Genomic DNA, 22,014 nt, shown 5'->3' on the forward strand with positions numbered 1-22,014 from the left:
TGGGCGCGTCGGCGCGGGCTTTCTGGGTCGTCAGGATCGGGCCCGCAAGGGCCACGCCTGTCAGCATCGCGATGCCCAGGAGGGCTCGCGGACGAAGGATCGCGGCCGCCTTGCGGCCGGCGGTCCAGCGATGATGCTTGCGCGCCATCGGGCCTCTCCGGTCGTTGTGGTGATCTCGTCTCGAGCGCCTGTAATCACGGTCTGCGCCCCGGAATCCAGCGCGAATGCCCTTGCCGCAGGCAGGGATGCAGGGGGGTTATCAGCTAATTGTCTGAAATCGCGGGATAAAAGAGTTAATGCCGCAAGACCCCGTTTACGCTGTTTTCGAGCCTTGCCATCGCCTGGCCCGCCGTTTGAAACGGTCGGTTGCCGAATCGCGGTGATTCGAGGTCCGGGGCCGCCGACTCGAGCCCCCGGCGCCCCCATTGCGAGCGCAGCGCGTGCTCGGCCCAGGCCTTCGCGTTGCGGTCGCGCTGGGCCTTCAGCACCGTCCAGGGCACGTCGGCGATGCGCGCCTCCAGCGCCTCGACCGCGGTCTCCGCCCCCTCCAGCTCGGTCGAGGAGCAGGCGATGGCCTTCGGCTCCGAGCCGTCGGGCCGGGGCGGGGCCAGCGACAGGGCGCCCTTCAGATCGGCCAGCGCCCGGCGGGCCGGCTGGCCGAGGTCGGCCTTGGTGACGATCAGCAGGTGCGGCACCTCCATCACGCCCGATTTCATGAACTGCAGGCTGTCGCCCGAGGCCGGCTGCACGCACAGCGCCACGGTGTCGGCCATGTCGGCGATCTCGGTCTCCGACTGGCCCACGCCCACCGTCTCGACCAGCACGCGGTCATACAGCGCCCGCATCAGGGTCATCGCCGGGTAGGTCAGCTCCGCCAGCCCGCCGAGCCGGTCGCGGGCGGCCATCGAGCGCACGAAGACGCCGCGGTCCTCGGGATCGGTCTCGATCCGGGTGCGGTCGCCCAGCAGCGCCCCGCGGGAGCGGCGCGAGGACGGATCCACCGCGATCACCCCCACCGTCTTGCCCCTGCCCCGCCAGGACGACACCAGCCGGTTGGCGAGCGAGCTCTTGCCCACCCCCGGCGGCCCGGTCAGGCCGATGACATGGCCCAGCGGGGTCTGGTGGGCGGCGTCGAGCAGGGCCAGCGTCTCGGGCGCCTCGGGGCGGGCCTCGATGCGGGCCAGCGCGCGGGCGAGCGCGGGCTTGCCGCCCTCGCGGATCGCGCGCAGCAGGGCCTCGCCGTCGGCGGAGACGGGGGCGTCGGTCGCAGGCGCTTCGGTCAAGCCTCGGCTTCCTCCTGGAGGCGGCGTTGCAGGACGGTGGCCTGGGCGCAGGCCAGCCGCGCGATGGGCACCCGGAACGGCGAGCAGGAGACGTAGTCGAACCCCGCCGCCTCGCAGAAGCGGATCGAGGCGGGGTCGCCCCCGTGCTCGCCGCACAGGCCGAGCGGTATGTCGATGCGCGTCTCGCGGGCGCGGTCGCGGGCGATCATCATCAGCTCTCCGACCCCCTCGATGTCGAGGGAGTGGAACGGATCCTCGGCGAAGACGCCCGAGTTGACGTAGTCGCGCATGAAGCGCCCGGCGTCGTCGCGGCTGAGCCCGTAGGTCATCTGGGTCAGGTCGTTGGTCCCGAAGCTGAGGAAATCCATGTCCCCCGCCAGGTCCCCCGCCCGCAGCGCCGCGCGCGGCGTCTCGACCATGACCCCGATCTTGTAGGAGAACCCCTTGCCCGTCTCCTCGGCCACCGAGGCGGCGATCTGGTCGATGTCGCGGCGGATCAGGCTCGCCTCGCGGCGGGCGGAGACCAGGGGGATCATGATCTCGGGGCGCACCAGGGGGCCGTCGGTCCAGCTCTGCGCCAGCGCCTCGAAGATGGCGCGGGCCTGCATCTGGTAGATCTCGGGCATGGTGATGCCCAGCCGGCAGCCGCGCTTGCCGAGCATGGGGTTGAACTCCTGCATGTCGGCGATGCGGCGGCGCAGCTGGCGCAGCGTCAGGCCGGTGACTTCGGCGAGGTCGTCGATCTCCTCGTCGGGATGCGGCAGGAACTCGTGCAGCGGCGGGTCCAGCAGGCGGATGGTGACCGGGCGGCCCTGCATGACGCGGTAGAGGCCGATGAAATCCGCCCGCTGCATCGGCAGCAGCACCTCGAGCGCCGCGCGCCGGTCCGCCTCGCGGTCGGCGAGGATCATGCGGCGCATGGGCGTGATGCGGCCCTTTTCGAAGAACATGTGCTCGGTGCGGCACAGGCCGATGCCGTCGGCGGCGAAGCCCAGCGCCACGCGGGCGTCCTGGGCGGTGTCGGCGTTGGCGCGCACCCGCATCCGGCGCAGGCGGTCGGCCCAGCCCATCAGCTCGGCCAGCGCGCCCGAGAACTCCGGCTGCACGGTGGGGGCGGCGCCGGCCAGCGCCTCGCCCGCGGCGCCGTCGACGGTGATCTGGTCGCCCTCGCGGAACACCCGCCCGTCGGGCGCCGTCAGCTCCCGCGCCTCCAGATCCAGCGACAGGCCCGAGCAGCCGACCACGCAGGGCGTCCCCAGCCCCCGCGCGACCACGGCGGCGTGGGAGGTCATGCCGCCGCGCACCGTCAGCACCGCGGCGGCCGAATGCATGCCGCGGATGTCCTCGGGGCTGGTCTCGACCCGCACCAGCACCGCGGGTACCCCGCGGGCGGCGGCGGCGTCGGCGGCCTCGGCCGAGAACACGATGGGCCCCGAGGCGGCCCCGGGGCTCGCCGGCAGGCCGCGGGCGATGCGGTCGCGGGTCGCGCGCGGGTCGATGGTGGGGTGCAGCAATTCGGAGAGCGTGCGCGGCTCCACCCGCAGCACCGCGTCCTCCTCGCTGATGGCCCCGGTCTTGGCGAGGTCGACCGAGATGCGCACCGAGGCCCGCGCGCTGCGCCGGGTGGGCTCGGCGCCCAGGACGAACAGCTCCCCGTCCTCCAGCGTGAACTCCAGCGTCATGGCGTCCTGGAAGGCGCGCTCGGCCTTCGCGCCCAGCGCGCGGAGGCGGTCGGCGATCTCGGGCGCGGCCTCCTCCAGCGAGGGGTCGCGCACCCCCGCCTCGCCCCGCTCCGCCGCGCCGATCAGGCGCGGGGTGCGCAGGCCGGCGAGCGCGTCGTTGCCCTGGGCCTGGAACAGCATCCGCCCCTCGATCCCCGGCGCCCCGGAGCGCTCGGAGCGGAAGGCGGCGCGGCCGGCGCCCGAGAGCCCGGCGCCCAGCCCCAGCGCCATCTCCTGCACGATCAGGGCGAGCCCCCCCTGCTCCGGCCCGCCGCGCGAGACGCGCAGCAGCCGGGCGGAGGTCGAGGCCCAGGTCCGTGCCATCGCCCCCATGGCCGCGGCGAGCTGGGCGGCGGGCGAGGCGGGGAACGGATCGCCCGTCTCCTCCTCGTGCAGGTCGAGGAAGGTCTCGATCAGCTCGTCGAGCTGGTCGGCGTCGAGGTCGTGCTCGCTGTCCGCGCCATGGGCCTTGAGCAGGTCGTGGAGCGCGTATTCGAAGGCCTCGGGGTCCGCGCCCCCGACATGGACGGCGAAGGCGTGGATCAGGCGGCGGGTGGCGTCGCGGGCGGCGCAGGGGCCGATGCGCGGCTCCAGCCCCTCGACCGAGGCGCCGAGGTTCAGGAGTGTCGCGGGCCCGCCCCATTCCTTGCGCCCGGGCGAGGCGCGCAGGGCCAGCAGCGCGCCGGGGGCGAGTTCGGCCAGCGCCGCCTCGAAGCCCGGGCCCAGCGCGGCGGCGCCGCGGTCGGCGAGCGCCGAGACCACGTCGGCGGCCACCGCGAAGCCCGGCTTGACCGGCATCCCGAGGCCCGCGAGGCGCGACAGGTTCGCCGCCTTGCGCCCGTAGCGCGCGGCGTCCTCGGCCCCGCCGGGACCGATCGGCGCGTAAAGCTCGCGCGAGAACTCGGTTTCGGCGCGCACGGCGCCTCCTTCCCCTTTTGTGCTTTGCAGCAACAGTATCGTCGCATTCGCCAAAGGGGAAGTGAAGGCCCCCCGCACGCCCGCCCCGCGCGCCCTCGTTCCCCCGCCGCCTTTCGCCGCAACGCCGCCCCCGCGCGCCGTCAGCGCAAGGCCCGCCGCCCCCGCGATCAGCGCAGCGCCTTCAGCGCGCGCCTTCCGCGCGACGCCTTCCCCACGCGCCTTCGGCGCAGCGCCTTCCCCGCGCGCCTTCGGCGCAGCGCCTTCCCCGCGCGCCTTCGGCGCAGCGCCTTCCCCGCGCGCCTTCGGCGCGACGCCCGCCCCGGGCGCTCGTGGCGCGCCGCTGGCCCTGCCTCGCAAAGCGCCTGTTCTCCGGAGCCGTCCATCGCGGATGCCGATCAGAGCGACTCGCCCGCCCCGGTCAAGGATCGCGAAGCGACCGCGCTTGCGCGGCTTGTCCTTGACCGGGGCGGGCGAGTCGCTCAGGCAATCCAAGCGATGGACGGATCCGGAGAACAGGCGCGGGCTTGTTCTTGGGTGAGTCTGGAGCCCGCCGGAGGCTCCCCCGCTGAGCATCTCCCCAACGCCCCCCCTATCGCCCCGCAGCCAAGCCCGCCCGCAGGGCGCCTGCGTCCCCGCCTCCTCAGGTCTTGACGAACAGCTCCCGCGGCCGGTCGCACAGGCACTGGGCCGGCCCGTCGTCGGTGATGACGATGGTCTCGGTGATCTCCAGCCCCCAGTTCTCGGTCCAGATCGCCGGCATGAAGTGGAAGGTCATCCCCGGCGCCAGCGGCGTGTCGTCGTTGAGCCGCAGCGAGATCGTCCGCTCGCCCCAGTCGGGAGGATAGCTCAGCCCCACCGCGTAGCCGCAGCGCCCGTCCTTGTGCAGCCCCGCGCGGTGCAGCGCCGAATAGAGCCCGCGCGCCAGGTCCGAGGCCCGCGCGCCGGCGCGCCCCGCGTCCAGCCCCGCCTCGATCCCCTCGGCCACCGCCTTGGCGGCGTCGGCCATCGCCTGGGGGGGCGTGCCAAGGTAGACCGTCCGGCAGAACGGCGCGTGATAGCGGCGGTAGCAGCCCGAGAGCTCGAAGAAAGTCGGCTCGTCCTTCCGGAACGGCCGCCCGTCCCAGGTCAGGTGCGGCGCCGCGCTGTCGGGCCCCGAGGGCAGCATCGGCACGATGGCCGCGTAGTCGCCCCAGATCTCCTCGCCGGTCTCGTCCTTCAGCCCGCGGATCGCGGTGGCGAAGAGCTCGGCCGAAAGCTTGTTCTTGGGCAGCCCCGGCTCGATCATCTCGAGCGCCACGTCCTGCATCGCCTCCGAGATGCGGGCGGCGCGGCGCATGAAGGTCAGCTCCTCGTCCGACTTCACCGCCCGCAGCCAGTTCACCAGCGCGGTGGCGTCGTGCAGCTCCGCCTCCGGCAGCTCGTGGATCAGGGTCAGGTGGGCGCGGGCGGAATAGTAGTAGTTGTCGAGCTCCACCCCGATGGAGGACCGCCCCAGCCCCAGCTCGCGCAGCAGGGCGGCGAGGTCCTGCATCGGGTGGCGGTCGATGGCCTGCACGAAGTCGTCGTTGTAGGAGCGCAGACGGTCGTCGCCGATCCAGCAGGTGCGCTTGGCCCCCTCGGCGTCCATGCGCCGGCCCCACCAGATCGGGTCCGAGTCGTGCAGGACCAGCACCCCCTGGTGGACGTAGAAGGACCAGCCGTCGTAGCCGGTCAGCCAGGCCATGTTGGACGGGTCCTGGACGTAGAGCGCATCCAGCCCGCGCTTGAGCATCTCGGCCCGGGTCAGCGCGATGCGGCGGGCGTATTCGGCGGCGCTGAAGGCGGGGTCCTGGGCGGGCATCGGGGCTCCATGGGGCGGGGGCGGGCGGATCCGATCCTGCGGGAGGCGGGTTTCGTCCGCGTGAACGAAGTTTCCCCCCGACCCTGCGTCGGCGCGCCGGACGGTTCAAGCGCCGCCGCCTGCGGCGGGGACGCGCGCCCGCCGGCCTGCGCCGCGCCCGCGCCGCGTCCTGCGCCGGTCGGCCCGGCGACGGCGCCCTCCCCTGAACGGGCGGCTCGGGGCGGGGACAGGCGCTCTCAGCCCGCGGTCCAGCCTCCGTCCACCTTCAGCGCCGAGCCGGTCATCATCCGCGACGCGTCCGAGCACAGGAACACAGCCGCGGCCGCCACGTCCTCGGGCGTCGCGGGCTTGCCCATGGGCATGCGGCGGCCGACGAACTCGACGAACGCGGCGCTCTCGAAGAAGGGCGCGGTCAGGGGAGTGACCACGAAGGTGGGGCAGAGCGTGTTGGCGCGAAGGCCGCTGCCCGCGAAATCCACCGCCATCGCCTTGGTGAACCCCTCCATCGCGTGCTTGGAGGCGCAGTAGACCGAGCGCTCGGGCCCGCCGACGTGGCCCATCTGGCTGGAGACGTTGACGATCGAGCCCGCGACGCCCTCGGCCGCCATCCGCCGGGCGGCGGCCTGGGCGGTGAAGAAGGCGGCGCGGACGTTGAGGTCGAAGACGGCGTCGAAATCGGCCTCCTCGACGTCCAGGAAGCTGGCGTGCCGCGCCGAGCCGGCATTGTTGACCAGCGCGTGGAAGGCGGGGCGGGCGTCGAAGAAGGCCCGCACGGCCTTGAGGTCCGTGACGTCGAGGACCACGGCCTCGGCCTTGCCGCCGGCGTCGCGGATCGCCTGCGCGGCGGCCTCGATCTCGGGGGCGGAGCGCGCGATCAGCGTCACCTCCGCCCCCGCCTCGGCCAACGCCTTGGCCATCGCGACCCCGAGGCCGCGCCCCGCGCCGGTCACCGCGGCGCGGCGGCCGTCTAGGCGGAAGGATGGGGTGTCGGTCATCGGGCGGCCTCCGGCGCGTTCGGGTCAGGGGGACCAGAGACCGGCGACGGCGGGCCGGGTCAAGGGAGAGGAGGCGCCCTGCGGGCGGGCTGGGCATGCGCGCGCTTCGCGCGCGGACGGGCTGACGCCCGTGGAAGGGCGCTTCTGGACTCACCAGAGAACAAGCCGCGCCTGTCCTCCGCAGCCGTCCGTCGCCGACGATGCCTGAGCGACTCGCCCGAAGGGGTCAAGGACAAGCCGCGCAAGCGCGGTCGCTTCGCGATCCTTGACCCCTTCGGGCGAGTCGCTCTGATCGGCATCAGCGACGGACGGCTCCGGAGAACAGGCGCTCCCGGCAGGGCTCGTGGCCGGCCGGGGCGGACGGCGGCGCCGTCGGGGCGCCGCCGCGGCGGGGGGTCACTTGGAGAAGACCACCGTCTTGTGACCGTTGAGCATGACCCGACGCTCGAGATGCGCCTTCACGGCATGGGCGAGGACGCGGGATTCCACGTCGCGCCCCTCGGCCACGAAGTCGTCGGCGGACATGGCGTGGGTGACGCGCACCGTCTCCTGCTCGATGATCGGACCCTCGTCGAGGTCGGGGGTCACGTAATGCGCGGTCGCCCCGATCAGCTTCACGCCGCGTTCGTAGGCCTGGTGATAGGGCTTGGCGCCCTTGAAGCTGGGCAGGAACGAGTGGTGGATGTTGATCACCTTGCCGTAGAGCCGCTTCGACAGCCCGTCCGACAGCACCTGCATGTAGCGCGCCAGGACCACCAGGTCGGCGCCGCTGTCCTTGACCAGCTCCAGCAGCCGGGCCTCCTGCTCGGCCTTGTTGTCCCGGGTCACCTTCCAGCAGTGGTAGGGGATGCCCTCGCGCTCGGCGTCGGCGCGGCTGTCCTCGTGGTTCGAGACGATGGCCGCCACCTCGGCGTCCAGCCAGCCCACCCGGATCTGGTAGAGCAGGTGCTGCATGGCGTGGTCGAACTTCGAGACCATGACGACGATCTTCGGCCGCCGCGCGCTGTCGCCCAGCGCGATGCGCATCTCGTAGCGGTCGACCACCGGGCGCAGGGCCCGGTCGATGTCGTCGGCGGTCAGCCGCATCGGCGCCCAGAACGCGATGCGCATGAAGAAGCGGTTCATCACCGGGTCGCGGAACTGGTTGGATTCCTCGATGTTGCCGCCGATCGAGGCGAGCTCGGTCGTGATCGCGGCGACGATGCCCGGCTTGTCGTCGCAGCTGAGGTTGAGCACGAACTGGCGGGTGTCGTCGGGTCCGGTCATGGAGGATCCTCTGCGGTTCCGGGCGGCGCGTCTTGGCCGGGTGGCGGGACTATGACGATCCGGGCGCCCGGCGCCAGAGCCATGAGCGGCGGGCGACGATACGGAAGCGACCTCGCCGGTCGCGGATTGCGGAGAATGCGATGCAGGGACGGCTGGCCGAGATGATCGCCCGCCATGCGGGGCCGGGGCGGGTCCGATGGATCGGCCTGCGGCCTGCGCGGCGCGGCCCCGTGATCGAGGTCGAGGCCGCCGAGATCGGCGCCTCCGGCCTCGTCGGCGACCACGCCCGCCCCGGCGCCCGCGCCGTGACCCTGATCCAGGCCGAGCACCTGGACCCGGTCCGCGCGCTCGCCCGTGCGCCGGAAGCCGGCTTCGCCGACCTGCGCCGCAACCTGGCGGTGGCGGGGATCAACCTCGCCGCCCTGCGCGGACGTCGGGTGCAGCTCGGCGGCGCGGTGCTGCGCATCGCCGGCCCCTGCGCCCCCTGCTCGCGGATGGAGGCGGCGCTGGGGCCGGGCGGCCACTCGGCGATGCGTGGACACGGGGGGATGACGGCCGAGGTCCTCGTCCCCGGCGCGTTGCGCCTGGGCGACGCCGTGATCCCGCTGGACGACTCCGCGGCGCCCTGAGCTTGATCGGGGCTCCGCGCCCGCCCATATTCGCCCCGCACCCCCAAGGAGCGTGGATGCTGGAGATTGTAGAGCGCTGACGTCTTCGCCCGCCGCCCGTCCCACGACGGCGCGGTCCGGACTCGTCTGTGCGGACTTCTCCCCTCATGAACATCTCGAAACGCGAGCAGCGCGTGCTGCACGCCCTCGCCCGCGGCGGCGCGCTCAGGGTCGAGCGCGGCCCGAACGGCAAACCCCTCTCCGTCGACTGCGTCACGCGGGAGGGCTGGCGGCTGGAGGACGGCGACATGGCCGTGTTCCGCCGGCTGGTGCGTCGCGGCTGGATCGTCTCCCACGCGGGCGGCCCCTACCGGCTGACCCGCGACGGTCGCCTGGCCGTGCGCGCCCAGCCGGACAACCGCGCCTGACGCCGGGAGGCGCCCTGCGGGGCGCCTACCGCCCCCTGCCCCAGGCCCCCGCGCGGCAAGCCCCCCCGGGAGCGCCTGTTCTCCGGAGCCGTCTCTCGCTGATGCCGATCAGAGCGACTCGCCCGCCGGGGTCAAGGATCGCGCAGCGACCCGCCGCAGGCGGGCTTGTCCTTGACCCCGGCGGGCGGGTCGCTCAGGCATCAGAAGCGAGAGACGGATCCGGAGAGCAGGCGCGGGCGCTTTGTTCTCTGGTGAGTCAGGAGCGTCCTGCCCCCTTCCCCCCCCGCGCCCCCTCCGGCAGTCTCCCCCCAAAGACCAACGGGAGGCCCCCCTATGCGCGCCATGCGCCTTCACGCCCTGAACGAACGCCTGCGTCTCGATGAGATCGAGCCCCCCGTCCCCGCCCCCGGCGAGGTCCGCCTGCGGGTGGAGGCCTGCGGGCTGAACTTCGCCGACACGCTCCACGTGAAGGGCCGCTACCAGGAGAAGAAGACGCTGCCGAGCGCCCTGGGGGGCGAGGTCTGCGGGATCGTCGACGCGCTGGGCGAGGGGGTCGAGGGCCTCGCCCGCGGCGACCGCGTGGCCGCGCTGGTGGGCGAAGGGCTGGCGGAGTTCACGCTCGCCGACGCGCGCCTCTGCACCCCGGCGCCCGAGGGAATGAGCCCCGAGGCCGCGGCTTCGTTCCAGGTGGCCTACGGCACGTCGCACGTGGCGCTCGACCATCTCGCGAAGATGCGCCCCGGCGAGCGGCTGCTGGTCACCGGCGCGGCCGGCGGCGTCGGCCTGACGGCGGTCGAGATCGGCAAGCTGATGGGCGCCGAGGTGATCGCCTGCGCGCGCGGGGCCGAGCGGCTGGAGATCGCCCGTCGCGCCGGCGCCGACCACCTGCTGGACTCCGAGACCCAGGACATAAGGGAGGTCTGCCTCGGCCTCGGCGGTCTCGACGTCGTCTACGACGCGGTGGGGGGCGATCAATGGACGGCGGCGTTCCGGTCCTGCCGCTTCGGGGCGCGGCTGCTGCCGATCGGCTTCGCCTCGGGCGAGGTTCCCCAGATCCCCGCCAACCTCCTGCTGGTCAAGAACCTGACCGCCATCGGCTTCTGGGTCGGCGCCTACAAGACCCATGCGCCGGAGGTGCTGTCGGGCAGCCTCGCGCAGCTCTTCGCCTGGTGGTCCGAGGGCAAGCTGACCCCCCATGTCTCGAACGTGCTGCCGCTGGAGGAGGCGGAGGCCGGGCTCGACCTGCTGCGCAACCGCACGGCGACGGGCAAGGTGGTGGTGCGGATCGGCTGAGACCGGGCGCGCGCGCCGGGCCCGACCCGTGGCCTATCGCCGCCGGCCAGGAGGCCCCCGCGCCTGAGAGCGCGAGGCTTCGGCCGCGGGCGCCCCGGGCTTGACCCGGGGCCTCGCGCGGCCGGCCGCCGGTCGCGACGCGGCGAGGAGAGCGCCTACTCGGCGGCGAGCGCCCGGTCGGGGGCGCCGCGGTAGGCGTCCTCGACGAACTCGGCCAGCCGGTCGACCAGCGGGTTGGGGCCGCCGTCGGCGCGATACATGTTGATCAGGTATTCGGGCAGCTCGGGCAGCGCGCCGCCGTGGCGGATCACCTCGAGGTGGCGCTGGGCGGCGGTCTCGATGACGGCGTGGACGGCGAGATCGGCGGAGACCGAGGCCTCGATGGTGCGGGTGGTCTCGGATTCCACCGCCATCTCCCAGGGGATGCCGGCGTCGTCCAGCGCCTCCTGCACCGAGGCGCGGAAGATGCAGTTGTTCTCGAAGGCCAGCCGCAGGGGGCGCGCCTTCCAGGCGTGGCCGCCGGGCGCGCCGACCCAGACGAGGGAGGCGCGCTCGAGCAGTTCCGCGCCGGGGCGGGAGGTGTGCTCGGTGGTCAGGATCAGGTCCGCCTCGCCCCGCTCGCGCAGCGCGTGCAGGCGGCGGGTGTAGGAGCTGACCAGCGTCACCTTCACCCGCGGGAACTCGCGGCTGAACCGCTGCAGGACGCGCGGGATGTGGGGATAGACGATGTCGGCGGGCACGCCGAGCGTGATCTCGCCCTCGAAGGCCTGGCCGGTCAGGCGGCCCCAGGCCTCGTCGTTGAGCGCGATCATGCGGCGCGCGTAGGACAGCAGAAGCTCCCCCTGGGAGGTGAGCTGGGGGGCCCGTCCGGAGCGGTCCAGAAGCGGCAGACCGATCGATTCCTCCAGCCGTTTCAGCTGCATGGACACGGCCGACTGGGTCAGGTGCAGCCGGGCCGCGGCCTTGGTCACGCCGCCGGCCTCCGCGACCATGGCGAAGCTGCGCAGGGCGGTGATGTCGAGATTCCTGGGCATATCACGCTCCGTGATGCGGGCCGTCAAAACCATTCGTTTGCGGAATGTAACACGCCTCTCCATATGCATCAACGACGGTGATGCAGCCTACGTTGAGCATCACGATCGGTGAATGGAGAGAGAACATGACCAACACGGCTATCGCGACCCGCGCGCCTGCCGCGCCCCGCGGCGTCGGCGTCTTCGGGTTCGTCTCCCGCTTCATGGAGATGCGGGAAGTGGCCCGGCAGCGCAAGGCGCTCGCGCGCCTGACCCCGGAGCAGCTTCGCGACATCGGCCTCGACGGCGACCTCGCGCGCAACGAGGCCGACCGCCCTTTCTGGGACGCGCCGCAGGGCTGGCGCTGATCGTGGCGGGCGCGTCGGGATCGGCGCGATGAGAAAGGGCCGCGGGATGCGGCGCCGACGCAACGGCAACCTTTCTTTTACCGGACGTGAAAGATAACCGGGCGCGTGAAGGGTTCACGCGCCCGTCGTTATTGAGTAACGCGGCCGGCGTAGATGGGGTGCACCAGCGATTGGGTGTTTCGGGGAGCGCCGGATGATGAACGGCAGGACCAACATGTGGCGACGGGCTCAGCGCGACCGGCGGGTCGGGCGCTGGAGCGTGCGCCTGACTCTGGCCGAGGCGAAGATGCGCCGCGAGCTCGCCTGGCGCTACGGCTGGTGACGGTCCCCGGGGCCGGGCGCCAGCGCGCCGGCCCGCCCCGTGCGCGCCGGTCTGCGCGCCCTCGCCGGGCTCAGCCCAGCGGAATTTCCAGCAACTCCCGGTAGATCGGCCCGTCCGGACCCAGGTCCGAACGGTAGAGCACCGCGGCCGCCGGCCGGAACGGCGCGGCCGCGAACCCGGCGTTGCGCGCCAGCCAGCGCGCCAGCCCCTCGCCCGCCGGGGCGCGGGTCGAGAAGCGCGCGACCGTGACATGGGGCGTGAAGCGCGCGTGCGGCAGCTCCAGCCCGCCGCGCCGGCAGGCCCGGCGAATCGCGTCCCGCAGGCCCGACAGCGCCGGGTCCGCCTTCACCTCGACATGGGCCGAGCGCGGCCGCCCGGCGCCGAAGGCGCCCACGCCCCGCAGCTCGACCGTGGGGGCGGGGGGCGCGAGCGATTCGAACTCCACCGCCACGTCCTCCAGCAGCTCCGGGCGCCGCTCGCCGAGGAAGGCGAGCGTCAGGTGCAGGTTCTCCCCGTCGACGGGGCGGCCCTCGTCGACATCCTCGCCCAGCTCTTCCAGGCGCTCGCGCAGGGGGTCGGGGATCGGCAGGGCGACGAAGGCGCGGATCATGGGCGGGTCCCGGCGTCGGGCGGCTGGCGACGGATCGGCGGGGCCGCGGCCCCGGCCCCCGCACTGAACCCCGCCCCTCCCCCGCGATCAAGCCCGACGCCGCGTCCGCGAGAGGCTTGAGGCCGCCCTGCCCGCGGTCCAATGTCGTCGCGACGCGAAACGGACGCCCGACGTCCGATAGGGAGGAACTCGATGACCGACGCGACCCGGGACGACGCCGTCGTCCCCTGGCCCATCGCCGTGCCCCAGTCCGAACTGGACGATCTTCACGCCCGCATCGACCGCACCCGCTGGCCCGAGGCCGAGCCCGCCCCCGGCGGCTGGGTCCAGGGCGCGCCGCTGGCCAAGGTGCGCGCGCTGGTCGACCACTGGCGCCACGCCTACGACTGGCGGCGGTGCGAGGCGATGCTGAACGGCTTCGGCTCCTACCGCACCGTGATCGACGGGCTCGGCTTCCACGTGATCCACGCGCGATCCCCCGTGCCGGACGCGAAGCCCCTGCTGATCACCCACGGCTGGCCCGGCTCGGTGGTCGAGTTCGCGCGCATCATCGGCCCGCTGACCGACCCCGCCGCCCATGGCGGCGATCCGCGGGACGCGTTCCACGTGATCGCGCCCTCCCTGCCCGGCTACGGCTTCTCCGACAAGCCGACCGAGACCGGCTGGGGGGTCGAGAAGATCGCCAAAGCCTGGGAGGAGCTGATGCGCCGACTGGGCTACGACGCCTGGGTCGCGCAGGGCGGCGACTGGGGGGCGGCGGTGACCACGCAGCTCGGCCATATCCGCGCGCAGGGGCTGGAGGCGATCCACCTCAACATGCCCAGCTTCGTGCCCGAGCGGGACGATCCCAACCCCGGCCCGGCGGAGAAGCGGGCGCTGGAGCGCAACCGCGCCCATCGCCACGAGCACACCGGCTATTCCCGCATCCAGTCCACCAAGCCCCAGACGCTGGGCTATGCGCTGGTCGACAGCCCCGTCGGCCAGGCGGCCTGGATCTACGAGAAGATGCACGCCTGGACCGACAACGACGGCGATCCGGAGAGCGTGGTCTCCAAGGACGAGATGCTCGACAACATCATGATGTACTGGCTGCCGGGGGCGGGCGGCTCCTCGGCCCGGCTCTACTGGGAGAGCTTCCGCAGGCGGCCCCCGCAGGTGGACATCCCGACCATGGCGACCGTGTTCCCGCGGGAAATCGTGCCGGCCCCGCGGTCCTGGTGCGAGAAGGTCTACACCGACATCCGCCGCTGGACCGAGGTCGAGAAGGGCGGCCACTTCGCCGCCTTCGAGCAGCCGGAGATCTTCGTGCGCGAGGTGCGCGAGGCCTTCCGCCCGTTCCGCTGACGCGGGCGAAGGCGCCGCCGCCGAAGACGCCGCGCCCTGCGCCCCGCGCGCAGGGCGTTTTCATGCGCACGTCCCTTCGGGCGGCGGCGCGCGACGGCCTGCGGCCTCGCCGGGCTTGAAGTGTAAAACGAACGTTTTACATTCGGGACCACGGACGTTGCAGGAGGCCCGATCATGGACACGACCGCCAGGCTGCTCGCCGCTGCGGAGCGGCTTTTCGATCGCCACGGCTACACGGCCACCGGCATGGACCGGCTGACCGAGGCGGCGGGGATGTCCTCGCGCACGCTCTACAAGCACGCCGGCGGCAAGGCCCAGCTCATGGCCCGGGTGCTGGGGGAGCGGGACCGCCGCTTCCTCGCGCGGCTGGAGGTGAGGCGCGTCGATGCGCTTTTCGCGGCGCTGGGCGACTGGCTGCGGGTCGAGGGGAGCCGCGGCTGCCTGTTCCTGCGCGCCCGCGCCGAGACCGGCGGCGACGCGCCCGAGATCGCCGAGGCCGTCGCCGCCCACAAGGAGGCGTTCCGACGCCGCGTGGCCGAGGTGGTCGCCGCGGACCTGGGCCGCGAGGACCCGGAGCTGGCCGAGCAGATCCTGATCCTGTTCGAGGGCGCGGCCCATGCCGCCGTCTACCGGGGTCCCGAGGCGGCGGAGGCCGCGCGCGCGGCGGCCGCGACCCTCCTGCAGGGCGCGCGACGATGAGCCCCGCCCTGCGCATCGGCGCCACGGGCTTCGCCCTGATCGCGGTCTGCTACGGCTTCGCCCGCTTCGCCTTCGGCCTGTTCCTGCCCGGCATCGACGCCGAGCTGGGGCTGGGGCCGTCGTTGGGGGGCGCGATCTCCGGCGGGGCCTTCGGGGGCTATTGCCTGTCCATCGTGGTCTCGGCGGCGCTGACCGAGCGGCTCGGCGGCCGGGCGGTGGGCGTGGGGGCGGCGCTGGTCGCGGCGATCGGCATGGCGGGGATCGCGCTGGCGCCCTCGGCGGGGCTGCTGGCGGCGGCGGTGATCGTGGCGGGGACCAGCGCCGGCCTCGCCTCGCCGCCGATGGCCGCGGCGGTGGCGGCGGCCGTGCGGCGGGAGCGGCGGGACCTGGTGAACACCGCGATCAATGCCGGGGCCGGCGCGGGGGTGGCGTTGTGCGGGCCCGCGGCCCTGCTGTTCGCCGGGCAGTGGCGGCTGGGCTTCGGGGCCTTCGCCGTCGTGGCGCTGGCGCTGGCCGCGGCGGCCGCGGCGGCGCTGCCGGGATCGGTTGCGGGCGAAGGCGGGCGGGCCCGGTTCCGGCCGCCGCTGACCGGCGCGGCGGCGCGGCTGGTCGGGGCGGCCCTGCTGATGGGGGCGGCGAGCACCGCGGTGTGGTCCTTCGGCGGCCAGCTGGTCGCCCAGCGGCTGGGCTGGGAGGCGGCGGGGACGGGCCTGCTGTGGACCTGCCTCGGCGCGGGCGGTCTCGCAGGGGCCTGGGCGGGGTCGCTGATCGGCCGCTTCGGCCTCGACCGCCTGCACCGGACGGCGCTTTGGGCGATGGCAGCGGGCGTGATCGCCGTCGGCTGGGGGACTGCGGCGGCGGCGGTCCTGCTCGGCGCGGCGGCCTTCGGCGCGGCCTATGTGACGCTGACGGGGGTCTATCTGGTCTGGGGCGCGCGGGCGGCGCCCGAGCGGCCGGCGACCGGGCTGACGGTCGGCTTCCTCGCCATCGCGGTGGGGCAGACCGCCGGCGCGCCGGTCTTCGGGCTGGCGATGGAGACGTTCGGCCCGCAGGCGGCGGCGGCCGGCTTCGCCGCGCTGGCCCTGCTCGCCGGCCTCCCCCGGTCGCGCCGGGCGGGGCTCGCGGCGCCGGCCGGGTCCTAGCCGCCCAGCCGCGGGCCCCAGCGCCGGGCGGCGGGGGCGGCGCTGGCCCCGTGCAGCAGGGCCGAGACCGCCACCGCCAGCCCCGCGACCGCCAGGATGTCGTCGCCGTGCGAGAGGCTGCGCCCCTCCACCGCCACCAGCGCGAAGAGCGCGGTGGCGAGGCCCCGCGGCCCGAACCAGCCCAGGAACAGCCGGGCGCGGGGCGGCGCGTCGGTTCCCGTCAGCGACAGCCAGATCGCCAGCGGCCGCACGACGAAGAGCGAGACGAGCACCAGCGCCGCCTCCTCCCACCCCGCCCGGTCGAAGGCCTGGGGCAGCATCGAGGTTCCGATCAGCACGAAGGCGGCGAGCACCAGCACCTGCCCCTCGCCGTCCAGGAACTCGGCCAGGAAGCCCCGCGGCGGCGCCCGGGGGCCGGTGACCGCCAGCGCGCCGCCGAAGCCGAGCCCGGCGGTGAAGCTGGCGACGAAGGCGTTGCCGCCCACGGCCTCGGCCGCGAAGTAGGCGAAGGCGACGATGGCGAGCGCGGCGATGCCCTCGGATTCCTCCTGCGGCCAGCTCCGTGCGCGCGCGAGGCCGAGCAGGACCCCGCCCGCCACGCCCGCGCCCAGGCCCGCCGCGGCGCCGAAGCCGATCTGGGCGGCCATGAAGCGCAGGAAGTCCGCGACGCCGATCGAGGCCGAGCTTTCGGCCGCCCCGGCGAGCGTCGCGAACAGCAGGACCAGCGGCAGGGCGAGCCCGTCGTTCAGCCCGCTCTCGACCACCAGCGCGCGGCGCACCCGCTCGGGCAGCAGGGGGGAGGTGGCGACGGCCTGGCCCAGGGCGGCGTCGGTGGGCGCGAGGATCGCGGCGACGAGCGCCGCCTCCAGCAGCGGCCAGCCGGGCAGCAGCAGGGCGCCCGCGGCGAAGCCGAGGCCCACCGACAGCGGCAGGCCCAGCGCCAGCATCCGGGCCGGCCACCGGTGGGCGCGCACCAGGGCGCGCGCGTCGGTGCGCGTGGCGTCCGAGAACAGCACCACCGCCAACGCGATCTCGGCCACGATGTCGAGCCGCGCGTCGAGCGCCCGCGGCGCGAGCCCCACGCTCCACAGCCCCAGCCCCAGCGCCAGGCAGATCACCGGCATGGTCAGCGGCGTCTCGGCCAGCCGCCGCGCGGTGGCGGCGTAGGCGAAGATCCCCAGGGCGAGGATCAGCATGGTCGGCTCGTGCATGTCGCCCCCTTCCGCGGCCGGCGGGGCGCCGGCGCGGGAACAGGGAACGACGGCGGGGCGAGGGGCGCAAGAGGGGGGGGGAGCGGGTCGCGCCGCCGCGGACCGCTGGGCGCATTTCAATGCGCCGTGGCCGAAGGCAGCGGAAATGGCGCATCGACCGCCCCGCGGGGCGCCCGCCACGCGAAAGGGCCGGGGCGTCGCCGCCCCGGCCCTTCCGGATCGCGAGATCGCCCGGGATCAGGCGAAGAACAGGTCGTCCGCGCTCAGCGCGTCGAAGTCGTCCGAGGCGACCTTGGCCACCTTGTCGTTGTCGACTCGCACCCAGGCGAAGTCCTTCTTCTTGTGGACCTTGAAGGACACGTCCTCGAGCCCGACGGAGGCGTCGAAGCCCTCCACCCGGATCAGGTCGACGCCGGCCTCGAAGTCGGCCAGCTCGTCCCAGCCGCCCTTGCGCTGGACCACGAAGACGTCCTCGCCGCCGCCGCCGATCATCAGGTCCTTGCCCAGGCCCCCGACCAGCAGGTCGTCGCCCGCGCCGCCGCGCAGCTCGTCCTTGCCGCGGCCGCCGTAGAGCTCGTCGTTCCCGCCGAGGCCCTTGAGCAGGTCCTTGCCGTTGCGCCCGTAGATGAAGTCGTCGCCCGCGGTTCCGACAAGCTCCTGCTTGCCGTTCCCGCCCACGATCCGCTCGCCCGGCACGAAGCCGAAGTCGAACAGCGCCAGCACCGGGTCGTGGTCCGAGGCCTGCTCGGCCTGGTCGGCGTTGACGTGGACATAGTCCACCTCGACCCCGCCCAGCAGGTTGGCGGTCGCGAGGATATGGTCCAGCGCCTGCGCGTTGCCGTCGAAGATGTAGGACCACACGTCCTGCGGGTCCGCGAACTCGGCCAGATGCGTCAGCACCTTGTCGAGACCGGTCCCGGCGAGATCCTCGGCCACCTCGTCGGTGAACTCGAAGGTGTTGAGGTCGCCCAGCACCACCACCTTCGCGTCCGGATCGGCCGCCACGATGGCGTCCACCACCTCGTTGACCGCCTTGGCCGCGGCCTCGCGGTCGGCCTCGCCGCCCTGCTCGAAGGGCTGCTCGGCGCCGAAGATCGGGTCGGAGCCGGAGCGCGAGGGGAAGTGGTTGTTGATCAGCGTGATCTCTTCGCCCTGGAAGCGGAAGGTCGCCAGCAGCGGCTCCCGCGTGCCCGCGAAGGCGTCGGGGTCCGTGACGCCGTAGGCGGCGAGCGCCTCGGCGTCCAGCGTCTGCGAGGCGACCAGCTCCACCCGCTCGGCGTTGTAGAGATAGGCGTTGCGGATGTTGCCGCCCGGGACGCCGCCGTGGCTCTGCTCGACGCCGTAGTCGCTGTCGATGAAGCTGTAGGTCGGCCCGCCCAGCGCGGCGATGGCGTCGACGAGGGCCTGGAGCGTCTCGTCCGCCGCCACGATCCCGTCCATCAGCCCGTCGGAGACGCCGGAATTGTCCTGGATCTCCTGCAGCCCGAGGATGTCGGGCGCGTTCAGGTTCTCCACGATCTGCCGGGCGAGCGCCAGGATCTGGGCCGCGTCGTCGTCGTCCGAGTCCCCCGTCCCCGTGGCCGAGGTCAGGTTGAGCACGTTGAAGGTCGCCACCGACAGCTTGTCGCCGCCGCCCGCGAGGCTGGAGACCTCGGGGGCGTTGTCCGAGGGCGCCTCGACCGTGAACGCGTCGGTCACGGCGATCTGGTAATTGCCGAAGTCGTAGCCCACCACGCCGGTGACGTCCGACAGCGCGTCGCCCACGTTCAGGGTCGGCGCCTCGAAGCCCTCGGGCAGCAGGCCGCCGTCGTACTGGATCTGGATCCGCTCGGGGTTCAGGTCGCCGTAGCCGTCGGCGTCGGCGTTGATCTGCAGGACGCCGCGGTCGGTCAGGCCCGGCGTCGTGCCCTCGCCCTCGTCCGAGACCACCCAGGTCTCGTCGAAGCGGTTGGTCGGCGCGATCACCGCGCCGCCCTCGACGGTCACCCGCATGCCCTCCAGGCTCTCCCAGAAGTCGATGGCGTCCGTCGCCGGGTCGAAGTCGACGGCGTCCTCGTTGAGGTTCACCGGCAGCTCGTCCTCGGAGATGATCTGCGAGGGGATCGGCCGGCCGTTCTGGCCCACCACGATGGCGGCCGGCAGCGCGTTGCCCGAAGAGAGGACCTCGACCGTCGGCGAGGTCAGCTCGGTCAGGGCGAGGTTGCCCGCGCCCGCGACATACTCGGTCACCGTGCCGGTCACCGCCGCCTCGTCGCCCACGACGACCGAGGGCGCGCCGCCGGTGAAGACGAAGATCGCGTCCGAGGTCGCGTCGTCGCCGTCGCCGGTCGGGTCCTGCAGGTAGAAGCCGTTCGTGTCGACCGCGGTGACGATGCCGGTGGTCTTCACCGTCATCCCCTCGAAGGCCGACATGTGCCCGGCGCCCTGGATCTGCCCGATAGAGGCCTCGTCCGGAAGCAGGTTGAACAGCATCGTGGTGCCCGAGACCTCATAGGAGACCGCGATCTGGGCGAAGCCCGTGGCGCTCTGCTCCTGGGGGATGAACTCGATCACCTCGGGGTTCAGGTTGCCGTTGCCGAAGCCGGGCATGTAGTCGACCAGCGACACGTCCGCGGGGTCGGTGATGTCCATCACGAACACGCCCGAGTCCCGCTCCAGCCCGATGAAGGCGAAGGTCTTGCCGTAGGCCTGGCCGATTTCGATGGCCTCGGGCTCCGGCCCCTTGGCGTCGGAGCGGTTCTCCCCCTCCTCGCCGTCGTCGTCGTTGAAGCGCTCGGGGTAGTTGGCGGCGATGAAGGTCTCGAACAGCGAGCCCGAGTCGTAGACCAGCGTCCCGTCCTCGGCGAAGATCGAGAACGAGCGGGTGTTGAGCGCGTGCAGGACGTCGATGTCCCCGTCGCCGTCGGTGTCGCCGTCCACGGTCGAGACCGCCAGCCGCTCCAGCCCCGCGGTGTCGACGGAGGGGTCGATCAGCCCGTCCTCGAGCAGGGAGCCGACGCGGGCGCTGTCGAAGCCGCGGTCGTCGCCCTCGTTCGCCGTGACGAAGTAGGTCTGGCCGCCCGCCTCGTAGGAGGCGATGGCGTCGGGCATGAACAGGCCGACGAGATCGTCGAAATTCTCGAGCTCGATCACGCCGTTGTCGTTGGCGTCGAGCTCGTTTCCGGGGGCGGAGAAGTCGCGCGTGCCCAGCCCGATCACCTCGGTGATGGTCATCGAGGCGATGTCGAGCACCGCCACCGCGTTGTTCTCCTGCAGCGTCACGAAGGCCGTCGACCCGTCGGGCGAGAGCGCGATGTACTCCGGCTCCATGTCCAGCGCGAAGTTCACGCCGGGGGCGATGCGCACGCCATTGTCGCGCGCCAGGTCCTCGAAGCCGTTGAAGGCGATGAAGTCGAGGATCGTGCTCGCCGGCGCGGCCGGGTCGGTCACGTCGATCACGGCGACCGTGCCCAGCGGGTCGTCGTCGTTGTCGCTCTCCTCGTTCTTCTCGCCCTCGCCGGCGACGAGGATCTGCGTGCCGTCGTCGGTGAAGGTCAGCATGTCGGGCAGGTTGCCCACGTCGGCGGTCGAGATCAGGGCGCCGGTCTCGGCGTCGAAGATCGCCACGAACCCGGGCTGGGAGACCATGGTGGTCTCGCCGAAGATCGTCATCTCGACCGGCGCGCGGGCGATGGCCGCCGCGATCAGGCCGTTCTTGATGTCGACCGACTGCACGCCCGCATAGCCCTCGAGCGCGGTCAGGTCGATGGACAGCAGCAGCGAGCCGTCGGCCGCGTCGAGCACGTCGACGGAGTCGTTCTCGCCGTTGGTCAGCGCCAGCTTGCCGGCGTCGAACTGCACGACCTCCGAACCGCCCTCGCCGACGCCCGAGTCATGGCGCCACACGGGCGCGAGGCGCACGGACCCCGAGGGGGTCGGCGCCTCGATGCCCGCGCCCGGCTGCTCGATGGTCGCGCCGGAGCGGACCACGATGTTCTGGAAGGCGAAGGCCTCGGACCCGCCGTCGGTGGCGCCGCGGAAGGTGAGCGTGAGCTGCGAGCCGGTCCCCTCGATGGCCTTGGCGAACTGGGTCAGCTCGTTCGAGAGCGCGATGCCCTCCACCGTCAGCGGGTCGTCGAGCGCGATCTCGGCGCCGCCGGCGAGGCGGTAGGTCAGGGCGCCGTCCTCGTCGGCGACCGCCTCGAAGAGGGTCGTGGCCGGGCCGTCGTCGATCGAGACCTCGAAGGCGAAGGCGTCGTCCGCCTCGAAGTCGCCCATGGCGCCCAGGTCGAGGGAGACGCTCAGGTCGTCCTGCCCGGCGATGTCGAAGACCCAGGTGGCCTCGACCTCGCCCGTGGGGTTGTCGCCGTTGACGGTGTCGGTGACGCCGAAGAACGGGTCGAGGTTGGTGTCGTCCACGATGCCCAGCGCGTCGGCCGGGAAGGTCGCCAGGCTGTCGTCCAGCACCGCGAAGGGGATCGAGGCGGAGGCGTCGCGGTCGTAGATCTGCGCCCCGTCGCCCGAGGACGAGAAGGCGTCCGTGAAGGCGTTGGCATAGGAGACCAGGTTGACGTCGGCCGCGCCGGTCAGGCTGGAGGCGACGACGGTTCCGCCGACGGCGGTGGGCGCGGACGGGGTCGGAAGGACGGCCACGGGCATTTCCCCTCGGAAAGGCGACCCCGGTCGGGGCGCGGATCTGGTCGTCGTCCGCAAGCGGACGCGCTAGGACGGAACCCGCGCGCGGTCGCGCACGGGCGGACCCGGACGCGGCATGCGGCCGGGACGGCCCGCCGACGACGGCGGGGCCGGGCCAGCGGTCCTTACCAGCGAAGAAACGATCGATCTTCGCGGATTGAAGAAGTTTAGGTTTCGGAAACGTGACGGTTCTGCGACGGTTCTGCGGTGACGCAACGGCCGCAATGCGGCCTCCCACATCGTGATATTCATCCCCGTCGCAGGATCGCTTCTTGGGCG

Annotated in this window: 17 protein-coding genes; 8 read left to right on the plus strand and 9 right to left on the minus strand. The window is 73.2% G+C overall.

Annotation, left to right across the window (positions count from 1 at the left end; genetic code table 11):
• Nucleotides 1-293: 293 nt before the first annotated feature.
• The 5 genes from BM064_RS22180 to purU form a co-directional block, all read right to left on the minus strand.
• Complete coding sequence (locus BM064_RS22180) at nucleotides 294-1,283, minus strand: ArgK/MeaB family GTPase (RefSeq protein ID WP_218161104.1); 990 nt, start codon at nucleotides 1,281-1,283, stop codon at nucleotides 294-296.
• Nucleotides 1,280-3,922 (minus strand): pyruvate, phosphate dikinase, encoded by a 2,643-nt coding sequence (ppdK, locus tag BM064_RS22185; protein ID WP_177236368.1) that lies wholly within the window; start codon nucleotides 3,920-3,922, stop codon nucleotides 1,280-1,282. Before ppdK ends, BM064_RS22180 begins: the two co-directional genes overlap by 4 nt.
• Before the next feature lie 640 nt (nucleotides 3,923-4,562).
• On the minus strand, nucleotides 4,563-5,762 hold the full coding sequence (locus BM064_RS22190) for a M24 family metallopeptidase (RefSeq protein WP_092864123.1): 1,200 nt from the start codon (nucleotides 5,760-5,762) through the stop codon (nucleotides 4,563-4,565).
• A gap of 236 nt (nucleotides 5,763-5,998) precedes the next feature.
• The gene (locus BM064_RS22195; RefSeq protein ID WP_092864127.1) at nucleotides 5,999-6,757 is read right to left on the minus strand and encodes an SDR family NAD(P)-dependent oxidoreductase; all 759 of its coding nucleotides are present in this window, start codon (nucleotides 6,755-6,757) and stop codon (nucleotides 5,999-6,001) included.
• A 396-nt stretch (nucleotides 6,758-7,153) separates the two neighbouring features.
• Nucleotides 7,154-8,023 (minus strand): formyltetrahydrofolate deformylase, encoded by an 870-nt coding sequence (purU, locus tag BM064_RS22200; RefSeq protein ID WP_092864131.1) that lies wholly within the window; start codon nucleotides 8,021-8,023, stop codon nucleotides 7,154-7,156.
• Between the two features lie 140 nt (nucleotides 8,024-8,163).
• Here purU and BM064_RS22205 point away from each other — a divergent pair, with 140 nt between their 5' ends.
• The 3 genes from BM064_RS22205 to BM064_RS22215 all read left to right on the plus strand — a co-directional run bounded on the left by BM064_RS22205 (nucleotide 8,164) and on the right by BM064_RS22215 (nucleotide 10,352).
• Nucleotides 8,164-8,652, plus strand: coding sequence for an MOSC domain-containing protein (locus BM064_RS22205; RefSeq protein ID WP_092864134.1), 489 nt, complete (start codon nucleotides 8,164-8,166; stop codon nucleotides 8,650-8,652).
• 146 nt (nucleotides 8,653-8,798) lie between these two features.
• Nucleotides 8,799-9,059 carry a YjhX family toxin gene (locus tag BM064_RS22210; protein ID WP_092864137.1) on the plus strand — a complete coding sequence of 87 codons (261 nt, stop codon included), beginning with the start codon at nucleotides 8,799-8,801 and terminating at the stop codon, nucleotides 9,057-9,059.
• A gap of 333 nt (nucleotides 9,060-9,392) precedes the next feature.
• Nucleotides 9,393-10,352, plus strand: a complete 960-nt coding sequence (locus tag BM064_RS22215; RefSeq protein WP_092864140.1) for an NADPH:quinone oxidoreductase family protein — start codon at nucleotides 9,393-9,395, stop codon at nucleotides 10,350-10,352.
• A 155-nt stretch (nucleotides 10,353-10,507) separates the two neighbouring features.
• On the opposite strand, the gene BM064_RS22220 is transcribed toward BM064_RS22215, so the two are convergent.
• Nucleotides 10,508-11,386 (minus strand): LysR family transcriptional regulator, encoded by an 879-nt coding sequence (locus BM064_RS22220; protein ID WP_092864143.1) that lies wholly within the window; start codon nucleotides 11,384-11,386, stop codon nucleotides 10,508-10,510.
• Between the two features lie 125 nt (nucleotides 11,387-11,511).
• On the opposite strand from BM064_RS22220, the gene BM064_RS22225 reads away from it, so the two are divergent.
• Both BM064_RS22225 and BM064_RS28400 read left to right on the plus strand, forming a co-directional pair.
• On the plus strand, nucleotides 11,512-11,733 hold the full coding sequence (locus BM064_RS22225; protein WP_092864145.1) for a DUF1127 domain-containing protein: 222 nt from the start codon (nucleotides 11,512-11,514) through the stop codon (nucleotides 11,731-11,733).
• A gap of 196 nt (nucleotides 11,734-11,929) precedes the next feature.
• Nucleotides 11,930-12,055: a hypothetical protein gene (locus tag BM064_RS28400; RefSeq protein ID WP_281244898.1), complete on the plus strand. Its 126-nt coding sequence runs from the start codon at nucleotides 11,930-11,932 to the stop codon at nucleotides 12,053-12,055.
• Nucleotides 12,056-12,125: 70 nt separating this feature from the next.
• Here BM064_RS28400 and thpR read toward each other — a convergent pair whose 3' ends face one another.
• Nucleotides 12,126-12,665, minus strand: a complete 540-nt coding sequence (gene thpR / locus BM064_RS22230; RefSeq protein WP_092864148.1) for an RNA 2',3'-cyclic phosphodiesterase — start codon at nucleotides 12,663-12,665, stop codon at nucleotides 12,126-12,128.
• 192 nt (nucleotides 12,666-12,857) lie between these two features.
• Here thpR and BM064_RS22235 point away from each other — a divergent pair, with 192 nt between their 5' ends.
• From BM064_RS22235 to BM064_RS22245, 3 genes are all read left to right on the plus strand, one after another.
• Nucleotides 12,858-14,009, plus strand: coding sequence for an epoxide hydrolase family protein (locus BM064_RS22235; protein WP_092864151.1), 1,152 nt, complete (start codon nucleotides 12,858-12,860; stop codon nucleotides 14,007-14,009).
• Nucleotides 14,010-14,183: 174 nt separating this feature from the next.
• Nucleotides 14,184-14,708, plus strand: a complete 525-nt coding sequence (locus BM064_RS22240; protein ID WP_092864154.1) for a TetR/AcrR family transcriptional regulator — start codon at nucleotides 14,184-14,186, stop codon at nucleotides 14,706-14,708.
• Nucleotides 14,705-15,850: an MFS transporter gene (locus tag BM064_RS22245; RefSeq protein WP_092864157.1), complete on the plus strand. Its 1,146-nt coding sequence runs from the start codon at nucleotides 14,705-14,707 to the stop codon at nucleotides 15,848-15,850. Before BM064_RS22240 ends, BM064_RS22245 begins: the two co-directional genes overlap by 4 nt.
• Here BM064_RS22245 and BM064_RS22250 read toward each other — a convergent pair.
• Entirely contained in the window at nucleotides 15,847-17,061 is a 1,215-nt protein-coding gene (locus BM064_RS22250) for a cation:proton antiporter (RefSeq protein WP_092864160.1), read from the minus strand. The two genes, BM064_RS22245 and BM064_RS22250, sit on opposite strands and share 4 nt — an antisense overlap.
• A 237-nt stretch (nucleotides 17,062-17,298) precedes the next feature.
• Nucleotides 17,299-21,693 carry a choice-of-anchor I family protein gene (locus BM064_RS22255; protein WP_143103422.1) on the minus strand — a complete coding sequence of 1,465 codons (4,395 nt, stop codon included), beginning with the start codon at nucleotides 21,691-21,693 and terminating at the stop codon, nucleotides 17,299-17,301.
• Between the last annotated feature and the right edge of the window lie 321 nt (nucleotides 21,694-22,014).

The organism is Albimonas pacifica, assembly GCF_900113695.1.
Classification (GTDB): Bacteria; Pseudomonadota; Alphaproteobacteria; order Rhodobacterales; family Rhodobacteraceae; genus Albimonas; species Albimonas pacifica.